This is a genomic window from Streptomyces sp. NPDC032745, from assembly GCF_055579465.1.
The window spans coordinates 391,242-410,658 of sequence record NZ_JBVING010000003.1 but is presented as its reverse complement, the minus strand read 5'-3'; the positions used below and the strand labels follow the sequence as shown (position 1 = coordinate 410,658).

The window sequence follows — 19,417 nt, the reverse complement described above, 5'->3', positions numbered from 1 at the left end:
CCCCGTACGGGCGTGATCCACCCTGTACGGGGGCGTGAACGCACAGTGACGGTCAGCCCGCCGCGCGCCGGGCCATGGCGCCGCTGGACTTGGTGACCAGGGCCGCCAGCAGGGCCGCACCCAGCGGGACCACGACGAGCAGCCCGCCGAGGGTCTCCCACGGCACCGCGATCGGCACGTACAGCACGTCGTTCGCGTCGCCGGCCATCTCCATGAGGTGTTCCGTCTCCCGCCGTTGGACGAGCCGCAGGCCCACCGCCGGCAGGATGCCCGCCGCCGAGCCCAGGACCACGCCCATCAGGGCCACGACCCCGCACTGGAAGCCGCTGAGCGTCCGTCGCACCCGCGGCGGTGCGCCGACCGCCGCCAGGGTCTTCAGATCGGCCTCGGCGTCGGCCTGAGCCAGTCCGGTGGCGATGCCGGCCGCGCCGATGGTGACCAGGCCCGCGAAGACGGTCAGGGCCAGCCCCGTGATGTCGGCCCCGGCCTGGTAGCCGGCCTCGATGGTGACGGGGGCCTCGACGCCGATCTGGTCGATCCGCGCGGCCACCCGCTGCTTCTGCCGACTGGTGGGCGTGCCGTCCAGCGTGAAGTACGAGGCGAACGGCACGGTGGTCAGCCCGGCGCTCTTGGCGGCGGCGGGCGGCAGGATGAGCTGCAGGCCGTACCCCTCGGCGGTGTCGGGCGCCTGGTGGACGGCGAAGACCTTGTCCTCCCCCTTCGGATCGACCCCCGGCTCGAAGACGTCGTTCTTGTTGTCGATCAGCCGCACGGTGACCTTGCCGTCCTTGACGTTGCGCCGGTCGAACGAGACGCCCTTGCCCTCCTTCAGGGCGGACACCGCACCCGGATCGGTGACGGCGAGCGCCGTCAGCAGCTTCTCGTCGGCGATCACCGCGTAGAACCGCGTCTGGTGGCGGTCGTACTGGCACCGCGGGTCCTTGCGCAGCGCCTTCTTCTCCGCCGGGCCGAACGAGTCGGCTCCGTCCTTGGCCTCGTAGAGCGGGCAGCGCTGCTCCTTGGGCCGCATGATCTCGACCCGGCCGCAGCCTTCGGGGCCCGTGAACCTCTCACAGCCCGGCTTGCCGTACGAGATGTAGGCCACGTCCGCCCGTACGGCCAGCGGGAGTTCCTGCGTCACCGCCTCGCGGACGGCGCCTATGTCCTTGCTGCGGCCGAGCTCGTTGACGGCCACCATTCCCACGCCGTCCGGGAGGTCGGCGACGTACTCGTGGCGGGCCTGCAGCTCCATGCTGTGCTGGTACGTGGCCACCGCGACGGTGCCGGCGACCGCGGCCAGGACGGCGGCCACGGCGGGGGCGGTACGGCCCCGGTTGCGTACGGCGTCGCGCAGGGCGAGTCGCGGCGACAGCGGCAGCCAGCGCCCGAGCCGCCCGAACAGGCCGACCAGCACCGGGGTGAGGGCGACGATGCCGAGCTCGGCGATGGCGCTGCCGCCCGCGACGACGGTGGAGCCCATCTCGGAGGCCGTGCCGTAGAGGGCGATCGCGGCGCCGGTGGCCAGGGCGATCAGGCCGAGGACGGGCAGCACCCGGTTGGCCCGGCGGACCCCGCGGCGGCCGGTCAGCGAGGCCAGCACGGTCTGCCGGGAGGCGGTGACGGCCGGGGCGATCGCCGCCAGCAGGCCCGTCACGACGGCCAGCAGGGCGATGCCGAGGATTTCCAGCGGGCGGAACGTGAATCCGCCGAAGCGCGCGCCGAGGTTCTCCTCCAGCACCGGCCGCAGCCCCAGGGTGAGGGCGGCACCGAGGACCGTGCCGCTGACGGCGGCCGCGGCGCCGATGACGAGGCCGCCGGAGAGCACGATGGCCCGGATGTGGCGCCGGTCGCCGCCGTTGGCGCCGACCAGGCCGAGCTGGCGGCGCGAGCGCCGGGCGCCGACCGCGAAGGCGGGTCCGGCCAGCAGGCAGATCTCCAGCATCGCGAGGCCGACGACCGTGGCCAGGACGGCCAGTTCGGTGGTCGGAAGCCCCTTGTCCGGGTAGTAGTAGCCCAGCTCCTTCTGCTGGGCGATGTACGGAACCTCGGACTCGGCCGGTGGGTCGAGGTGCACCGCGCGGGAGACCACCTGCACGCTCTTCGTGTTGAGCGCCTTGACCATGTTCCACGTGAAACCATCGCCGCCGACCTTGACCAGGTAGGTGTCGGTGGCGACCACCCCGGGGACCCCGGCGGCCTGGAAGGCCTTGTCGAGCGGGGCCAGCAGGGTGCCGTACGGGGCGAGGATCTCGGTCTTCTTGAGCTCGGAGGGCAGCTCGTACGCGCCCACGATCCGGTACCACGTCTCCGAGCCGCGTGCGCGGAACTCGGAGCCCACGAAGAACCCGGACTCCTCCAGGAAGGCGGTCGTGGCGACGACCTCGCCCGCCTCCGCGGCCAGCCGCCCGCGCTTCATCTCGATCATGCCCTTGACCAGGGGGCTGGCCGCGTCGATTTCCCGCAGATCGGTTTCCAGAAGGCCGTACCGGGTGCGGATCTTGGTGTGCGCCGTGCTGTCCTTGAGGGTCTGGGAGCCCGCCGGGATCACCGAGGGCAGCAGGTTCGGATCCGGCTCCGCGGTGGGGTTGTACTTGTCGAAGCCGCCGACGGGCATGGAGTTCCTGCCCTCGACGTCCTGGTAGACGGGCCCGGTGAGTTCCGATTCGCTCAGCCGGGCGTCCGCCGTACCGATCTGACGGGACACCTTCTGCTCGGGCGAGAGCTCGGCGCTGCGCATGGTGAGATCGGCGGCGCTCACGCCGACGATCGGCAGGGCGATCATCGCGAGGACGAGGGCGCTGCGGCCCTTCGCGCGCCAGGCGTCGCGGCGGGCGATCCGGATGGCCGCGATCCAGGCGTGGTACGAGGACTTCACCGGCCGGCCGCCTGGCCCGAGAGCAGCGAGTCGGCCTGGCTGCGCAGGGTCTCGTCGACGACGCTGCCGTCGCGCAGGAAGACCACGCGGTCCGCCCAGGCGGCGAACCGCGGTTCGTGGGTGACGAGGATTCCGGCGGCGCCCGCGTCGCAGCGCGAACGCAGCAGGGCGAGGACGGATTCGCCGGTTTCGGAGTCGAGGGCGCCGGTGGGCTCGTCCGCGAGGACCAGTCGGCGGTCGCCGACGAGGGCGCGGGCGATGGCCACGCGCTGCTGCTGGCCGCCGGACATCTCGTCGGGGAAGCGGTCGGCGAGCTGCCCGAGGCCCATCTCCTCCAGCGCCGCCAGGGCCGAGACGCGGGCCTTGCGGGCCGAGGTCCCGTCGAGTTCACGCGGCAGGGCCACGTTCTCGGCGGCGGTGAGGGCCGGGATCAGGTTGTAGTCCTGGAAGACGTACCCGATGCTGCGGCGGCGCAGCGCGGCCAGCTGCTTGCGGCTCGCGGTGGTGATGTCGGTGCCCTCGACGATGACATGGCCGCTGGTGGGCGTGTCGAGGCCGCCGGCCAGGGTGAGCAGCGTGGACTTGCCGGAGCCGGAGGGGCCCATGACGGCGACGAGTTCGCCGGGGTACACGGACAGGTCGATCCCGCGCAGGGCGTGCACCTCGGTGGCGCCGCTGCCGTGCGTGCGGGTGAGCTTGTCGAGCCGGAGCACGGGCTGCCCGGACGGTGCGGGCGGTACGGGCTGTATGCGGGGTGCGGACTGCTGGTCAGGCATGGAGGTCCCCCCTGGGACGGTGGTGGCTTCAGCCCCGCGGCGTGCGGAAGGAGCGGGACTTCGGTGCGGCGGCGACGGCGCCGGTGTCTGCGGCCCGGGCGGCGGCGCCGGTCTCTGCGGCCCGGGCGGCGCCTGTGTCTGCGGCCTGGGTGGGGTCGGGCTCGGCTCTCCGGTCGGCCGGCAGGGAGAGCCGTACGAGCCGTGATTCCGAGTGGTCGAGCCAGCGGGCTTCGGCCTCGGTCTGGAAGATCAGCTGTTCCAGGACCAGCAGCCAGGCCACGTCGTCGCGTTCGCGGGACTTCCCGCTGTCGATCGCGGCGAGCGCCTGCGCCTTGAGCCGGGTGTAGTCCTGCATCGCCTTGATCGTGGCGTGCCGCTGGGCCTGGATGACGGCGCGGATGTCCACGCCGGGGGCGCCCACGGCCATGGCGAGCTTGATGGACAGCTCGTCGCGGGGCGGGTTGGTGCGGTCGACGGGGCGCTCGTACCACTGGTGCAGTTCGGCGCGTCCGGAGTCGGTGATGGCGTAGAGGGTGTGCCCGGCGGAGTCCTCGCCGCCGGGTGCGACGAGGCCGTCGCGTTCCAGCCGGGCGAGGGTGGTGTACACCTGCCCGACGTTGAGCGGCCAGGTGGAGCCGGTGCGGGATTCGAACTCGGTACGCAGCTGAGAGCCGTACCGAGGACCCCTTTCCAGCAGGGCGAGAAGGCCGTGGCGGATCGACATACTCAGTATGTATACCGAGTATGCCGACCGCCGCAACCGTCCTGAGGAGTAGGCCGGAAGGGGGAGGGCGGGCCTCGCGTCCCACCCGGGGCGGGGTCAGATGCTCTTGCGCAGCCGCATCCCGAGGTAGCCCAGACCCAGCCCCATCAGGGCGAATCCGGTACCGAGCGGCAGTATGTGCGCGGCCAGATCGGCGGCGCGCTCGTTCGGTCCGGTGCCGAGCGCGGTGACCGCGGGCGGCGGGCTCGGCGGGACCGGCGATGCCGGCGGTACCGCCTTCGGGGTGGCCGGCCGGTGGTGCGGGCGCACCGGGAGGGGGCGGGCGGCCAGCACGGTGTCCGGGTTCGCGGGCTCGGCCGCCGGCCGCCCGGGCCGCTCCCGGCCGACCCCGGCGGCGCTGCCCGCGAGCTCCTCGTACGCCTCGTGGGGTACGTCGGCCACGGGGTCGGTGCCGGCGGGTTCGGGGGGCTCGGCGGTTTCGGGGGTGTCGTCCGGATCGGCCTTCGGGGCCTTGCCGGGAGCCCGGGCGGAGGAGTCCGCAGCGGCCGGGGCGAGCGGGCGTGCGGCCGCGGCGAGACCGGCGGGGGACGAGGCGGCGGCGGACGAGGCGGATGCGGTGGGGGCGGCGGGGGACAGCGCGGCGGCGGCCACTGCGGCCCCGGCCAGCCAGCGCTGTGCGCGGAGGCGTTGAGTCACGGGGGCCCCTCCCGTCCCGAGCGCCGAGATGTTGTGCTCAGGTTGCCACGGTGGGACAAAACGGGCATCCCGGGCGCCCCGTAGGGTCGCCCGGGATGCCGTCCCGGTTACTCCTTATTGCCCCGACTACTCCGGATTGCCGGTCGACACGGTCAGCGTGTACTCCGTGCCTTCCTTGTCGATCTTGTCGCCGGGCCGCGGGTTCTGGTCGAGCACGGTGTCCTTGCCGTACACGGCCTCGTCCTTCTCGACGATCTTGTACTTGCCGCCGGAGGCCTGGATGCACTCCTTGACCGAGAGCAGGTTCTTGTAGCGCAGGTCGGGCGCCGTGTACTTGGTGGCGTCGCTGTAGTGCTTGCTCGGCTCCTTGCACTTGGACGACTCGATCGTGCGCGAGACGTCCGGACCCTTGAAGCCGGCCTTGGCCGAGGCGGACGTGGAGGCCCCGGGCGACGCGGTCGCGCCGTCCGCCTTGTCCTTGTCGCCGTCGCCGTTCATCGAGATCGCCGCGATCAGACCGCCGACGGCCAGCAGCGCCACCGCGATGGCGCCCACGATCACCGGCATGTTCCGCTTGTCGCCGCTCCCGGAGCCTGCGCCGGCCGGGGCCGCGGTGGCCGCCGGCGAGATGGTGAACGGCGGCGGGGTCTGCGGCGCGTACTGCTGCTGGTGCGGAACCGGCTGCTGCTGGGGCGGGTACGCGTACCCGCCCTGCCCGTGCGGCTGCGCCACCGGCGGCGGGGTCTGCGGTGCGTACGGGGACGGCGGCGGGGTCTGCGGTGCGTACGGCTGCTGCACCGACTGGGCCGGCGCCTGGAACCCGGAGTCCACCGGCGGGAACACGGCCGAGCTCACGCCCGCTCCGCTGGCGCCCGTGTGCGAGCCCGGGACGATGACCGGGGCACCGGCCTGGCCGGCCGACATCACCCGCGCGACCTCGTCGCGCATGGCGGCGGCCGTGGGGAAGCGCTCGTTCGGGTTCTTCTTCAGGGCGCGCGCCACCAGTGCGTCCATCGCCGGGGTGACGGAGCGGTTGATGGAGGACGGGGCGACCGGCTCCTCCTGTACGTGCGCGTACGCGATGGCCAGCGGCGAGTCCGCGTCGAACGGGATCCGGCCGGTCAGCAGCTGGAAGAGCATGATGCCGACCGAGTACAGGTCGGAGCGGGCGTCCACGCCGCGCCCCAGCGCCTGCTCGGGCGACAGGTACTGCGGGGTGCCGACGACCATGCCGGTCTGCGTCATCGAGGTGACCCCCGACTGCATGGCCCGGGCGATGCCGAAGTCCATCACCTTGACGATGCCGCGCTTGGTCATCATCACGTTGCCGGGCTTGATGTCGCGGTGGACCAGGCCCATCTCGTGGCTGACCTCCAGCGCGGCCAGCACGTCGGCCGTCACCTTCAGCGCCTTGTCCGCGGGCATCGCCCCGTACTGGCGGATGTCCGTCTCGAGCACGGAGCCCAGCGGCTGGCCCTCCACGTACTCCATCACGATGTACGGCATCACCGCGGCGTCGCCCGCCCCGGGACCGCTGAACGTCACTTCGCCTTCACCGGTATCGAATACCGAGACGATGTTCGTGTGCGACAGTTTCGCAACAGCCTGCGCCTCACGGCGGAAGCGCTCGCGGAAGGACTGCTCCCGGCCGAGATCGCTGTGCAGCGTCTTGATGGCGACCTGCCGGTCGAGCGCCGAGTCGTACGCCAAGTACACGGACGCCATGCCGCCCGCGCCCAGCAAGTCCCTTAGCTGGTAACGGCCACCGGCCAGAGAGCCGCCCGCGTACTGGCCCTGAGTGCCGTCCTGGCTCATGACTGTTGCTTCCCCTCGGGATGTGTCCCTACGCCTCTGGCTGAGCGCATGTCGGGCCCAGTCTGCCGGAGGGCAAGCACACGTCAAGCCAGGTGCCCGTTCCGTGACCGCGGGGCCACGGCGCGCCATTGTCCGAACGGCGACCTGTTCCGAGGCTGTAGCGTTCATCGGAGCACCCGAAAAGGACCTACCGCTGAGCGGCGGCCGAGAGAGACGACGGCGAGGACTGATGGCACCCGAACCCGAGGGAAACGGCGCCGGGATGGCCGAGGGTCCTGAGCATTGGGGCGCCGGCGGCCTGGTCGGCGACGGCAGGTACCGGCTCACCCACCGCCTGGGCCGTGGCGGTATGGCGGAGGTGTTCGCCGCCGAGGACGTCCGGCTGGGCCGGACCGTCGCCGTGAAGCTGCTGCGCCCCGACCTCGCCGAGGACCCGGTCTCCAAGGCCCGCTTCACGCGTGAGGCGCAGTCGGTCGCCGGGCTCAACCACCACGCCGTCGTCGCCGTGTACGACTCCGGCGAGGACAAGGTCGGCCCGAACACCGTCCCGTACATCGTCATGGAGCTGGTCGAGGGCCGCACCATCCGCGACCTGCTGATCAGCGCCGAGGCCCCGGGCCCCGAGCAGGCGCTGATCATCGTCTCGGGCGTGCTCGAGGCGCTCGCGTACTCGCACCAGCACGGCATCGTGCACCGCGACATCAAGCCCGCCAACGTCATCATCACGGACGCAGGCGCCGTGAAGGTGATGGACTTCGGCATCGCCCGCGCCCTGCACGGCGCCCAGTCGACGATGACGCAGACCGGCATGGTCATGGGCACCCCTCAGTACCTGTCGCCCGAGCAGGCGCTCGGCAAGGCGGTGGACCACCGCTCCGACCTGTACGCGACCGGCTGTCTGCTGTACGAACTGCTCGCGCTGCGGCCCCCGTTCACCGGCGAGACCCCGCTGTCGGTGGTCTACCAGCACGTGCAGGACGCGCCGGTCCCGCCCTCGCAGCTGCCGGAGGGCCACCACATCCCGCAGGAGCTCGACGGCCTCGTCATGCGCTCCCTCGCGAAGGACCCGGACGACCGGTTCCAGAGCGCCGAGGAGATGCGCGGGCTGGTCCAGTACGCGCTGCAGATGCTGCACGACCAGGGGTCGAACACGGGCACCTGGAACACCGGCCCGGTCACCATGTCCCTGCCGCACGGGCGCGGCGGCGCGGCGCAGACCACGGCGATGCCGATGGGCCAGCCCGGCGGTCAGCAGAATTACCCGGCGCACGCCACGACCTCGCAGTTCCAGCAGCCGATGGTGCCGCCGCTGAACCCGGACGACGGCTCGGCCTTCCCCGGCGGGGGCGGGTACGACAACCACGGCCACGGCGGTGGGCCGGGCGGCCGCGACGGCTACGACGGCTACGACGACCGCGGCAGCAGCCGGTGGAAGCTGTGGCTGTTCGCGGTGCTGGCGATCGTCGCGATCGCGGGCGGCGTGGCGTACGCCGTCAACTCCGGTGCGGGCAAGAACAAGGACGACAACACTCCGCCCGCCGTCCAGAGTTCCTCGAGCGGTCAGCAGACGCCCCCGTCCGCGCAGCAGAGCACGCCGTCGCACGAGACGCAGCCCTCGCGCTCGTCGGAGGAGTCCGCGCCGCAGCCGAGCCGCAGCAGCAAGTTCACGCCGAGCTCCAGCCCGTCGACGTCACCGTCGTTCAGCTCGTCGCCCTCTGCGTCGACCAGTCCGTCGAAGACGCCGTCGAAGTCGTCGTCGCCGTCGAAGAGCGTGAGCCCGCCGGTGGACCCGCCGAATCCGGTTGACGAACCTTAGGCACGACGAGTGAACGGGCCCGGCGGAATTCGATTCCGCCGGGCCCGTTCGCGTTGATCGGTGAATGTGCAGCTCAGAGGGCGTGCTGGTACTCCCGGTCCGGGTTGCCGGCCAGCGAGTGAACGGTGACGAACTGGGGCTCGATACGCATGTAGACGGGGTCGAAGTCCGCGCCGTCCACGAAATGCGGGACCGGTCCGAACAACTCGAGTTCCGGGGTGGCCGGCTCGACGATCCGCGCCGTTCCGGTGAACTGCACGGACCACAGACGGGGGTCCCGGGAATTGAAGTTGTCGGCGCCATAGGCCACCACGCTGCCGTTGCAGGCCTGGTGGTGGCCGAATCCGGCGTGCATTCTCAGAACGACCTCGCCGTCCACCACGACGTGGCGGGCGAGGGCGAGGAAGGGGAGCGCGCGCATGCTGGTGGCCACCCTGCCGTACGGCACCCGGCGCAGCAGTTCGATGGCGTGGAGTTCCTCCGGTGACATGCGTCCACTGTCCGGTACGGATGCTCCGCCGGAAAAGAGGAAGCCGCCCCGACGATCGGGGACGTTGGTCCCGAGTGAACGGCCCCGGGGTCAGGCCCGCTTCTCGGCCTGCAGCCGGGCCACGTACGCGGCGGCCTGGGAGCGGCGCTCCATGCCCAGCTTGGACAGCAGGCTGGAGACGTAGTTCTTGATGGTCTTCTCGGCCAGGTGCAGGCGCTCGCCGATGACGCGGTTGGTCAGGCCCTCGCCGATCAGGTCGAGGATCTTCCGCTCCTGCTCGGTGAGGTTGGCCAGGCGGTCGTCACCCTTGCCGTTCTTGCCGTCGCGCAGCCGCTCCAGCACGCGCGCGGTGGCGACCGGGTCCAGCAGCGACTTGCCGGCCGCGACGTCCCGTACGGCGCTCAGCAGCTCGTTGCCGCGGATCGCCTTGAGCACGTAGCCCGAGGCCCCGGCCATGATCGCGTCGAACAGGGCCTCGTCGTCGGCGAACGAGGTCAGCATCAGGCACTTGATGTCCTCGTCCTGGGAGCGGACCTCGCGGCAGACCTCCACCCCGCTGCCGTCCGGCAGGCGTACGTCGAGGACGGCCACGTCGGGCCGGGTGGCGGGAATGCGGACCAGGGCATCCGCGGCGGTGCCTGCCTCGCCGACGATCTCGATGTCCTCTTCGACCGAAAGGAGCTCATGGACCCCGCGACGTACCACTTCGTGGTCGTCCAGGAGGAATACCTTGATTTTTCCGTCTTCGCGCACGAACTCAGTTTCACACACTCACCCCTTCCCTGACGTCGTTACCCGGGATAACGTGCCGTTGTTCCGGCCCCCTGCAAGGCTGTGACCAGTGATTGTTCCCCGCGCCGCGGATTTACTTGGAAATCCAAGCAAAAACGCAGGTCAAGTGGGGTTTCGCAGTTATGCGGCGCACTGGGTAACGTGCATTGCGCAGGGCACTTGCCGGGGCACCTGTCACGCTCGAATCCGCACACGACGCGCACCCACCCCGTGCGCTGGTACGGATCCGGGTGAGCCGCACTGGACCCCGGAGAACCCGGGAGCCGGACCGACGGAGGAGCAACACGTGACCGTGGAGAGCACTGCCGCGCGCAAGCCGCGACGCAGCAGCGGCACCAAGCGGGCGGCAGGCGCGACGAGCGCCGCCAAGGCCCCCGCTGCCAAGGCTGCCGCCACCGCGCAGAACGCCGAGCCCCAGCTCGTACAGCTGCTGACGCCCGAAGGGGAACGGGTCAGCGCCGCAGACAATCCCGATGCTGCGGAGTTCCTGTCCTTCGTCGAGGACATCACCACCGAGGACCTGCGCGGGCTCTACCGCGACATGGTCCTGACCCGCCGTTTCGACGGCGAGGCGACGGCCCTGCAGCGTCAGGGCGAGCTGGGTCTGTGGGCCTCGCTGCTCGGCCAGGAGGCCGCCCAGATCGGCTCCGGCCGCGCGCTGCGCGACGACGACTACGTGTTCCCGACGTACCGCGAGCACGGTGTGGCCTGGTGCCGCGGTGTCGACCCGACGAACCTGCTCGGCATGTTCCGCGGTGTGAACCACGGTGGCTGGGACCCCACGATCAACAACTTCCACCTGTACACGATCGTCATCGGCTCGCAGACGCTGCACGCGACCGGTTACGCGATGGGTGTGGCCAAGGACGGCGCGGACTCCGCGGTCATCGCCTACTTCGGCGACGGCGCGTCCAGCCAGGGCGACGTCGCCGAGGCGTTCACCTTCTCGGCCGTCTACAACTCCCCCGTGGTGTTCTTCTGCCAGAACAACCAGTGGGCGATCTCCGAGCCGACCGAGCGCCAGATGCGCGTACCGCTGTACCAGCGCGCCCAGGGCTTCGGCTTCCCGGGCGTCCGCGTCGACGGCAACGACGTCCTGGCCTGCCTGGCGGTCACCCGCTGGGCGCTGGAGCGGGCGCGCCGCGGCGAGGGCCCGACCCTGGTCGAGGCGTTCACGTACCGCATGGGTGCGCACACCACCTCCGACGACCCGACGAAGTACCGGCGGGACGAGGAGACGCAGGCCTGGGAGGCGAAGGACCCGATCCTGCGCCTGAAGACCTACCTGCTGGCGAGCGGCGGGGCGGACGAGGCCTTCTTCGAGGCCCTGGAGGCCGAGAGCGAGACGCTGGGCAAGCGGGTGCGCGAGGTCGTGCGCGCCATGCCCGACCCGGACACCATGGCGATCTTCGAGAACGTCTACGCGGACGGGCACGCGCTCGTCGACGAGGAGCGCGCCCAGTTCGCCGCCTACCTCGCTTCCTTCGAGTCGGCCGAGGAGGGTCACTGATGGCTGTCGAGAAGATGTCGATCGCGAAGGCGCTCAACGAGTCCCTGCGCAAGGCCCTGGAGCAGGACCCGAAGGTCCTGATCATGGGCGAGGACGTCGGCAAGCTGGGCGGTGTCTTCCGGATCACCGACGGCCTGCAGAAGGACTTCGGCGAGGAGCGGGTCATCGACACCCCGCTCGCCGAGTCCGGCATCGTCGGCACGGCGATCGGCCTGGCGCTGCGCGGCTACCGGCCCGTGGTGGAGATCCAGTTCGACGGGTTCGTCTTCCCCGCGTACGACCAGATCGTCACGCAGCTCGCGAAGATGCACGCGCGTGCGCTGGGCAAGGTCAAGATGCCCGTCGTCGTCCGCATCCCGTACGCGGGCGGCATCGGCGCGGTGGAGCACCACTCCGAGTCCCCCGAGGCGCTGTTCGCGCACGTCCCGGGCCTGAAGGTGGTCTCCCCGTCGAACGCGAGCGACGCGTACTGGATGCTCCAGCAGGCGATCCTCAGCGACGACCCGGTGATCTTCTTCGAGCCGAAGCGGCGCTACTGGGACAAGGGCGAGGTCGACACCGACGCCATCCCCGGCGAGCTGCACAAGGCGCGCGTGGCGCGCGAGGGCTCCGACATCACCCTGGCGGCCTACGGCCCGATGGTGAAGGTGTGCCTGGAGGCGGCGGCCGCGGCGGCCGAGGAGGGCAAGTCGGTGGAGGTCGTGGACCTGCGCTCGATGTCCCCGATCGACTTCGACGGGCTGCAGGTCTCCGTGGAGAAGACCCGCCGGCTCGTGGTCGTCCACGAGGCCCCGGTGTTCCTGGGCACGGGCGCGGAGATCGCCGCCCGCATCACGGAGCGGTGCTTCTACCACCTGGAGGCTCCGGTGCTGCGCGTGGGCGGTTTCCACGCTCCGTACCCGCCGGCCCGCCTGGAGGACGAGTACCTGCCGGGCCTGGACAGGGTGCTCGACGCCGTCGACCGCTCGCTGGCGTACTGAGGAGAGCCGTGACCATCCGCGAATTCAAGATGCCCGATGTGGGCGAGGGCCTCACCGAGGCCGAGATCCTCAAGTGGTACGTCCAGCCGGGTGACACGGTCACCGACGGCCAGGTCGTCTGCGAGGTCGAGACGGCGAAGGCGGCCGTGGAGCTGCCGATCCCGTTCGACGGGGTCGTGCACGCGCTGCTCTTCGAGGAGGGCACCACGGTCGACGTCGGCCAGGTGATCATCTCGGTGCAGACCGGTCCGGCCGAGGCGGAGGCCCCGGCCGCTGCGGTGGCCGCCCCGGCTGCGGCCGAGGCTCCCGCCGAGGCGCCGGCCGCCGCGGCCCGCCAGCCCGTCCTGGTGGGCTACGGCGTCTCCGAGGCCTCCACGAAGCGCCGTCCGCGCAAGGCGGCGCCCGGCGCGTCCGTCGCGGCCGCGGCGCCCGTCGCGCCCGTCGCCGCGCAGAACGGCACCGCCGCTGCGGCCGCCGGGCTGAACGGCAACGGCCACGCCGGCGGGGAGCGCCCGCTGGCGAAGCCGCCGGTGCGCAAGCTCGCCAAGGACCTCGGGATCGACCTGGCCTCCGTGGTGCCCACCGGGGAGGGCGGGGTCGTGACCCGCGAGGACGTGCACGCCGCCGCCGCGGCTGCGATCGCCCCGCAGGCCGCGGTCGCGCAGGCTCCGGCCGCTGCCGCCGTGCCCGCCCAGGCCCAGGTCCAGGCCGTGGCTCCCGCCTCGGTTCCCGGTGAGGCCTCCGCCCGCGAGACCCGGATCCCGGTCAAGGGCGTCCGCAAGGTCACCGCGCAGGCCATGGTCGGCTCCGCGTTCACCGCGCCGCACGTCACCGAGTTCATCACCTTCGACGTGACCCGCACGATGAAGCTGGTCCAGGAGCTCAAGGACGACCCGGACCTCGCCGGTCTGCGGATCAACCCGCTGCTCCTGATCGCCAAGGCCGTCCTCGTGGCCGTCCGCCGCAACCCGGACGTCAACGCGTCCTGGGACGAGGCGGCCCAGGAGATCGTGCTCAAGCACTACGTCAACCTGGGCATCGCGGCGGCCACCCCCCGCGGCCTGATCGTCCCGAACATCAAGGACGCGCACGCCAAGACGCTGCCCGAGCTGTCGACGGCCCTGTCCGAGCTGGTCACCACGGCCCGCGACGGCAAGACCTCCCCGGCCGACATGCAGAACGGCACCATCACCATCACCAACGTCGGCGTCTTCGGCGTCGACACCGGTACGCCCATCCTGAACCCCGGCGAGTCCGCGATCCTCGCGGTCGGCGCGATCAAGCTCCAGCCGTGGGTCCACAAGGGCAAGGTGAAGCCGCGCCACGTCACCACCCTGGCGCTGTCGTTCGACCACCGGCTCATCGACGGTGAGCTCGGCTCCCGCTTCCTGGCGGACATCGCGGCCGTCCTGGAGCACCCGCGACGGCTCATCACCTGGTCGTAGCGGCACCTGCTCGCAGGCGCGCATCCGAAGGCCCCCTCGCCACCGCACCGCGAGGGGGCCTTCGGCGTGCCGGAAAAGTCTTGGCCAGGGGCTCCGCCCGGTGTGATCATCGGGCCGTGACCGTGACCTACCGCGCTGCCATCGCAGACCCCACCGACATCGACCGCGCCGTCGCTTACCAGTCCGACGGGCCGGTCGAAGCCCTCTCCGCCGACAAGATCCGCGAGGAGCTCGCCGAGAACCGGTTCCGTCCCGAGTGGATCTGGTACGCCGAGGACGAGAACGGCGAGGTCCTGGCCCGCGCGCTGTGGTGGGGCCGCGCCGACAGCGAGCGCCCCATCGCGCTCGACTGCCTCCAGGTACGGGAATCCGTCGCCGACCCGGCGGGCGTCGCCGCGGCCCTGCTGGCCGCCGGGCACGAGGCCTTCGGGAACCTGCCGCTCTACAACGTCTCGCTGCCCGGCGACTGGCGGACCCGCCCCGACCTGGTCGAGGCCGTCGCCTGGCGCCAGGAGGCCGCGTACCGGGCGGGTCTGACCCGGGAGATCGAGCGGCTGCGCTACGAGTGGACCCCGGCCGCCGGGACCGCGGAGCCCACCGGGCGCCTGGTGTTCCGCGAGGGCACCGACGAGGAGTTCCACGAAGCCTTCGTCCGGGTGTCCGCCGGCAGCCTCGACCTCGCCACGCAGAACGAGCTCCGCTCGATGGACGCGGAGCAACTGGCCCGCGAGGACATGGAGTTCTACCTCGACTGCCCCGGCGAGCGCTCCTGGTGGCGCCTCGCCGAGCTGCCGGACGGCACCCTCGCCGGCCTGGCCGTCCCGTCCGCGACCCCGTACCACCGCAACGTCGGCTACCTGGGCGTCGTACCGGAGCAGCGCGGCCGGGGCCTGATCGACGAGGTCCTCGCGGAGATCACCCGCTTCCACGCGGCCGCGGGAGCCGGGCGGATCACCGCGACCACGGACACGGTCAACGTGCCCATGGCCGCGGCGTTCGACCGCGCCGGCTACGAGGTCACGGAGATCCGCCTGGTCCTGGAGGCTCAGGAGGTGTAGTACCCCTGCACGTCGACGACCAGGTCGGTGCGGCCGTGCGGGTTGTACAGCTCGATGTAGCCGTCCGCGCTGACCGGGACGATCGTCATGGACGCGATGTCCGTGCCGGTCCGGTAGTTCAGGTTGGACGTGTTCGGCACGGGGGTGCCGGCGGCGTGGGCCGTGATGTGGCCGTCCTCGGTGGCGTTCGTCGAGGTCAGGTTGATGACCACGGCCGCGACGTTCGCGGGTACGCCGTTCAGCCCGGTCACCTTGACGCGGGTGCCGGAGCCGGGGCCGGCCTTGCCGGCCGGGGCGCCCTGGCCGATGCGGGTGTCCAGGACGCGGGTCGGGTTGGCGGGGACGAACAGGCCGCTGGTGCCGACCTCGCCGTCGTACAGGTGGCGCTTGAACCGGCCGACGTAGTCGACGATCAGGTCGACCTCGCCCGCGTTGTTGTACAGGCCGAGGCCGTCGCGGCCCACGTCCATGTACGAGATGTTGGTGACGGTCTGGCCGCGCCCGAAGTTGAGGTCGGAGGTGTTCCAGACCCGCTGCCCGGCCGGGTAGACGGTGACGTGGCTGGCCTCGGTCGGCGCGGTGGCCGTGACCTGGAGGGCGAGCTCGGTGTCGGACTGGGACGGGTCCATGACCGACGAGACGTCCGCGGCGAGCGCCTTCTGCTCGCCGGCGCCCACGCGGCCCTGGCGGTCGCCGATGGCGGTGCGGGTGTCGAGCAGTCGCTTGGGCGTGCCGATCGTGAACGTGGCCCCCGGGTAGCCGCCGTTGGCGCCCTTGGCGGTGTAGAAGCCCTGGAGGTCGACGACCAGGTGGGCGCTGCCGACATGGTTGTAGAGGTCGACCACCCCGTTGGCGCCGACCTGCACGGTCACGCGGTTGGTGGTGACGGTCCGGCCCGCGGTGACGTTGAGGCTGGAGACGACCGGCATGGCCTGGCCGTCCGGGTAGGCGGTGATGAAGCTGTCGACGGTCGGATCGACGACGGTCACGTTCATGACGACGGCGGTCGGGACGGCGCCGCTGCCCAGCCGGAGCGCCTGGGATATGTTGATCTTGGTGACGCTGTCCGGGCCCACCTTGCCGGACGGGGCTCCGTTGCCGACGCGGGTGTCTACGAGGCGGTAGTTGGACACGGAGAAGTAGGTGCTCTCGACCCCCACCTGCGGACCGCTCGCCGCAGCGGCGGTACCGATGGGCAGCAGGGCGCTGCCGGCCAGAACGATGGCGGCCAGGGCCGCGGCGCGGGATGCGCGCATGAGTTTTCCCCCCAGGAAAATGGTGATCACGTGATCACGTGATCGCGCCAGCCATCTCACCACATGGCCGGTCTCCACGGGGTGATTTGACCTGGGAGCCGTCCCCGGGGCGGTGGGCGGCGGGCGGGGCCGGTGGGGGGTAGCCTCCCGCCCGGGGAAGGGGGGCCGGGGTGGCCATCGCCGAGTTGCAGGTGTACTCCGTCGAGGAGGCCGACGTCACGGGCGGCGTGTGCGTGGTCCGCTGCCTCGGCGGGGTCGCGCGCGCCGGACAGGTCTACGCCGTCGGGGAACTGCGGCTCGGCCTGCGGCGGATCGAGCGGTACGGGCGCTCCGTGGCCTTCTTCGATGCGGGGCACGTGGCCAAGGTCCACTTCACGGGCGCCCTGGTCGCGCTGCTCATCCGGGGGCAGGTGCTGACCGCGGTCCCGCCCGGCGGGCATGCGCTCGAGGACATCGAGGCCTGGCTGGCCACCGACCCGCCGCTGCAGGACGAGCCGCATCCGCTGACGCTGCGGACCCTGGCCGTGGGCCGGATGCAGGGGGACTGGCTGCCCGAGGAGACCCGGCTGCGCTGGGGCCGGGTGGCGCTGGCCGCGACCCACCGCAAGGCGGCGTGGGCGGGGTCGCACGAGCTGGACCGCGCGGTCGACGTGGCCGCCGTACGGGGCTACCTGATCCGGCAGTTCGGCCCGGGCCGTGGCGGCGACCCGGCGGCCCTGTGCCGGGACGCGCTGGCCGTGATCGACCTGACCCCGGCGGAGGCGGCCGCGGAGGCCCGCGACTGGCGCGACCTGCCGCGACCCCGCATCCAGCACCTGCGCCGCATCAAGCTGCTGCTGCCCTGGATGGCCCTCGCCCGCCCCCACCTCGCGGACGGCGACCCCCTCGCGGAGGCGGTGGACGCCTGGTCGGAGGTCCGGGCGCTGCTGCCCTAGCCGGGCCCTAGCCGGCCTTCGCGGCGTTGCCGAGCACCTTGGTCGGGGTGATGCGCACGACGACGCGGACGTTCTCGGACGGGGCCTCGGCGTACTCCTTGCCGGCGCCCGGCCCCAGGTACTGCTCCGAGATGCGGATGGCGACCTCGCGGCCCGCGTCCTCGGCGAGGGTGGCCGTGCCGCGGATCTCCACGTAGAGGAAGGGGTTGGCGGTGTCGAAGACGGTCAGCCCGACGCGCCCGTCACGCGCGATGTTCCGCTCCTTGCGGCGGCCCTGCTCGGTGGAGACCAGCAGATCGCCACCGTCCCGGGTCACCCAGACCACCGAACTCTGGGGACTGCCATCGGGGTTGAGGGTGGAGAGCACCGCGGGGTGCGGGGAGTCCAGCAGGCCACGTACGGTCTCGTTCAACTCAATCGTCATGCAGGCGAGGCTAGTTGGGGGCGGCGGAGTCAGTACAGGAATGCGTTCCGACTGGGCGAAGTCGGGGCCGGCGGGACCCTGTCACTTGATGGGTTGGCCGTTGTGCGTGCCGTCGATGCAGGTCCACTGGCCGGTTGCGGACTCGTACTCCGATGTTCCTCCACCTTTCGTGCAGGTTTCCACGTCGACATCGGATACAGCAGCCTGTGCGGCAGGGCTCATGGCGCCGAGAACGGCCAGTACGACGGCGGCGATGAACCCGAGAACTCGTCTACGCATGGGGGCCTCCTGTGAGGACGGGCCATGGGATATTCATGACGTTACTCCGATCGCGTGCGGGCGCACTCCAGGAGCGTTCACCGGCATACGGCGGCAGACTGGTGTCATGGCGAACACACCCGTGGTAGCCGTAAGTCGACCGGATGACCTTGGTTGGCGGCATGTCACCATCAATGACCGTCCTGCGGGCAAGGTCCGCTCCATGGGGGAGCTGCGAAGGCTCATACGCGGCGCTGGTCTGGTATCCGGGTACGACATCCATTGGATCGGCGAGGACTGCACCGGCTGGCCGGATCGCCCGTCGTTCCGACGCATCGTCGGCACTCTCATGGCGGTCGGCCTCCTGGCAACTGCATGCATGCTCTTCGTGATTGGCATGAAGGACACCTTTGGTGCTCTTACCTACTCCGGACGTGTCACGGGAATTATCTTCCTCCTCGCGGCAGTGCTGGAAATCGGTGCAGCGCTGGCAGCTTTCGACTATTGGCACAAGCGAAAAGTGGCCTACTCCGGGATGGTCGCCCTGCTCGGCGCCTCGGTATCCATTGCCGTCGGATTGCTCATGCTCCTCATGCAGCTGATCGACGGCAGGGCGTACACGAATTACGTGCTGGTTTGGGTAATTTTCACAATACTGTCCGTGGGGGCTTTGTGCATACTCGTCCGCGAGCAGGTGTGGAAGCTGGTTCCCAATCCCAGGAGAATCGTGGCCGGAGCGGTCATCTCCAGTCTTCTCGCCATCCCTAACGTCACGTATACGCAGATATATGTTCCCTATGCGACCTCTCCGATCGTGAACAGTGTGGCTTCCTTCGGGAAGTCGAGCCTGAACGAGGATCAGTCGAAAATGTACCTGCCGGTTCATCTGTCCGTGAAGAACTCAGGCCAGATTCCCGTCTACGTCCTCGGCAGCATCTACTGGGTCCACGGCTGGGACTCCGCCCCGAAGAAACCGGCTAAGCCGGGCTTCAGATTGATCCAGGACGGCGAGTTCGTCAGGCCGCCAGGGTGGCAGTTGAACCCGGGGGAAGAATTTTCGGAGGATGAGGTAATCGAGATAATGCAGCCGGGTGCGTTCAAATATGAGAAGGTCAAGGTCCAGGCCGAGCTGTACGCGGTAAGGAAGGACAGGATGACCATAGTCGGCAACTATGAGGGCTCCTTGAAGACCCTGGCCGACCTCAAAAAGGAAGGCAAGGATCAGGATCCGCGGGGGCCGGAGGGCCGGAATCAAACGTACCTGCGATATCAGGCCGAAATCTCGAACAGCAATGAGATCCTCAATGCGACTCGAGGTCGCCAGCGGATAACTCTGTGGTACGTGAAAAAGAAGGAGCGGCCATACATTTATGCGGTTGTGGGGCCGCCGGATGAGAGAGTGAATTTTGACAGCAGCGATCCCAATCGAAACAAGAAAGCCATTGACCGGTACGGTCTGGAACACCTGCGCAGCTCAATGCAGCAGAAACCCTTCGCAGAACTCATGGACATGGCAGAGGGCGAGCCCTCCACCAGTCCGTCGCCCGCCCCGGCGAATTGATGAAGC

The 19,417-nt window shown here is 70.6% G+C and carries 17 protein-coding genes; 7 read left to right on the top strand and 10 right to left on the bottom strand.

The genetic code is table 11. The features are described 5' to 3' along the window. Positions 1–52 precede the first annotated feature (52 nt). The 5 genes from ACZ5WG_RS09730 to ACZ5WG_RS09710 all read right to left on the bottom strand — a co-directional run bounded on the left by ACZ5WG_RS09730 (position 53) and on the right by ACZ5WG_RS09710 (position 6,886). Positions 53–2,875: an FtsX-like permease family protein gene (locus tag ACZ5WG_RS09730; protein WP_468721932.1), complete on the bottom strand. Its 2,823-nt coding sequence runs from the start codon at positions 2,873–2,875 to the stop codon at positions 53–55. Continuing rightward, positions 2,872–3,651, bottom strand: a complete 780-nt coding sequence (locus tag ACZ5WG_RS09725; RefSeq protein ID WP_468721931.1) for an ABC transporter ATP-binding protein — start codon at positions 3,649–3,651, stop codon at positions 2,872–2,874. Before ACZ5WG_RS09725 ends, ACZ5WG_RS09730 begins: the two co-directional genes overlap by 4 nt. A gap of 28 nt (positions 3,652–3,679) precedes the next feature. Continuing rightward, positions 3,680–4,375 carry a PadR family transcriptional regulator gene (locus ACZ5WG_RS09720; protein ID WP_468721929.1) on the bottom strand — a complete coding sequence of 232 codons (696 nt, stop codon included), beginning with the start codon at positions 4,373–4,375 and terminating at the stop codon, positions 3,680–3,682. 96 nt (positions 4,376–4,471) lie between these two features. Then, positions 4,472–5,071: a hypothetical protein gene (locus tag ACZ5WG_RS09715; protein WP_468721928.1), complete on the bottom strand. Its 600-nt coding sequence runs from the start codon at positions 5,069–5,071 to the stop codon at positions 4,472–4,474. Positions 5,072–5,197: 126 nt separating this feature from the next. After that, positions 5,198–6,886 (bottom strand): protein kinase domain-containing protein, encoded by a 1,689-nt coding sequence (locus ACZ5WG_RS09710; RefSeq protein WP_468721926.1) that lies wholly within the window; start codon positions 6,884–6,886, stop codon positions 5,198–5,200. 229 nt (positions 6,887–7,115) lie between these two features. On the opposite strand from ACZ5WG_RS09710, the gene ACZ5WG_RS09705 reads away from it, so the two are divergent. Further along, positions 7,116–8,702: a protein kinase domain-containing protein gene (locus ACZ5WG_RS09705; protein ID WP_468721925.1), complete on the top strand. Its 1,587-nt coding sequence runs from the start codon at positions 7,116–7,118 to the stop codon at positions 8,700–8,702. 73 nt (positions 8,703–8,775) lie between these two features. Here ACZ5WG_RS09705 and ACZ5WG_RS09700 read toward each other — a convergent pair whose 3' ends face one another. Both ACZ5WG_RS09700 and ACZ5WG_RS09695 read right to left on the bottom strand, forming a co-directional pair. Then, the gene (locus tag ACZ5WG_RS09700) at positions 8,776–9,192 is read right to left on the bottom strand and encodes a pyridoxamine 5'-phosphate oxidase family protein (protein ID WP_468721924.1); all 417 of its coding nucleotides are present in this window, start codon (positions 9,190–9,192) and stop codon (positions 8,776–8,778) included. A gap of 90 nt (positions 9,193–9,282) precedes the next feature. Continuing rightward, complete coding sequence (locus ACZ5WG_RS09695) at positions 9,283–9,945, bottom strand: response regulator (protein ID WP_390081836.1); 663 nt, start codon at positions 9,943–9,945, stop codon at positions 9,283–9,285. A gap of 325 nt (positions 9,946–10,270) precedes the next feature. Here ACZ5WG_RS09695 and pdhA point away from each other — a divergent pair, with 325 nt between their 5' ends. From pdhA to ACZ5WG_RS09675, 4 genes are all read left to right on the top strand, one after another. Next, entirely contained in the window at positions 10,271–11,494 is a 1,224-nt protein-coding gene (gene pdhA, locus ACZ5WG_RS09690; protein ID WP_468721922.1) for a pyruvate dehydrogenase (acetyl-transferring) E1 component subunit alpha, read from the top strand. Then, positions 11,494–12,474, top strand: coding sequence for an alpha-ketoacid dehydrogenase subunit beta (locus ACZ5WG_RS09685; RefSeq protein WP_030857582.1), 981 nt, complete (start codon positions 11,494–11,496; stop codon positions 12,472–12,474). The genes pdhA and ACZ5WG_RS09685 overlap by 1 nt, the downstream gene beginning before the upstream one ends. A 29-nt stretch (positions 12,475–12,503) precedes the next feature. Beyond that, on the top strand, positions 12,504–13,919 hold the full coding sequence (locus tag ACZ5WG_RS09680; RefSeq protein WP_468722281.1) for a dihydrolipoamide acetyltransferase family protein: 1,416 nt from the start codon (positions 12,504–12,506) through the stop codon (positions 13,917–13,919). A gap of 122 nt (positions 13,920–14,041) precedes the next feature. After that, entirely contained in the window at positions 14,042–14,977 is a 936-nt protein-coding gene (locus ACZ5WG_RS09675) for a GNAT family N-acetyltransferase (protein ID WP_468722279.1), read from the top strand. Here the strand turns inward: ACZ5WG_RS09675 and ACZ5WG_RS09670 are convergent. Continuing rightward, positions 14,965–16,233 (bottom strand): hypothetical protein, encoded by a 1,269-nt coding sequence (locus ACZ5WG_RS09670; protein ID WP_468721921.1) that lies wholly within the window; start codon positions 16,231–16,233, stop codon positions 14,965–14,967. The two genes, ACZ5WG_RS09675 and ACZ5WG_RS09670, sit on opposite strands and share 13 nt — an antisense overlap. A 170-nt stretch (positions 16,234–16,403) precedes the next feature. On the opposite strand from ACZ5WG_RS09670, the gene ACZ5WG_RS09665 reads away from it, so the two are divergent. Beyond that, a complete protein-coding gene (locus ACZ5WG_RS09665) occupies positions 16,404–17,168 on the top strand; it encodes a hypothetical protein (RefSeq protein ID WP_468721920.1) in 765 nt (254 codons plus the stop codon). Positions 17,169–17,175: 7 nt separating this feature from the next. On the opposite strand, the gene ACZ5WG_RS09660 is transcribed toward ACZ5WG_RS09665, so the two are convergent. Both ACZ5WG_RS09660 and ACZ5WG_RS09655 read right to left on the bottom strand, forming a co-directional pair. Beyond that, positions 17,176–17,592 carry a PPOX class F420-dependent oxidoreductase gene (locus ACZ5WG_RS09660; RefSeq protein WP_389411553.1) on the bottom strand — a complete coding sequence of 139 codons (417 nt, stop codon included), beginning with the start codon at positions 17,590–17,592 and terminating at the stop codon, positions 17,176–17,178. Positions 17,593–17,673: 81 nt separating this feature from the next. Beyond that, positions 17,674–17,871 carry a hypothetical protein gene (locus ACZ5WG_RS09655; protein WP_468721919.1) on the bottom strand — a complete coding sequence of 66 codons (198 nt, stop codon included), beginning with the start codon at positions 17,869–17,871 and terminating at the stop codon, positions 17,674–17,676. A gap of 106 nt (positions 17,872–17,977) precedes the next feature. On the opposite strand from ACZ5WG_RS09655, the gene ACZ5WG_RS09650 reads away from it, so the two are divergent. Then, a complete protein-coding gene (locus ACZ5WG_RS09650) occupies positions 17,978–19,411 on the top strand; it encodes a hypothetical protein (protein WP_468721918.1) in 1,434 nt (477 codons plus the stop codon). Positions 19,412–19,417: the final 6 nt, after the last annotated feature.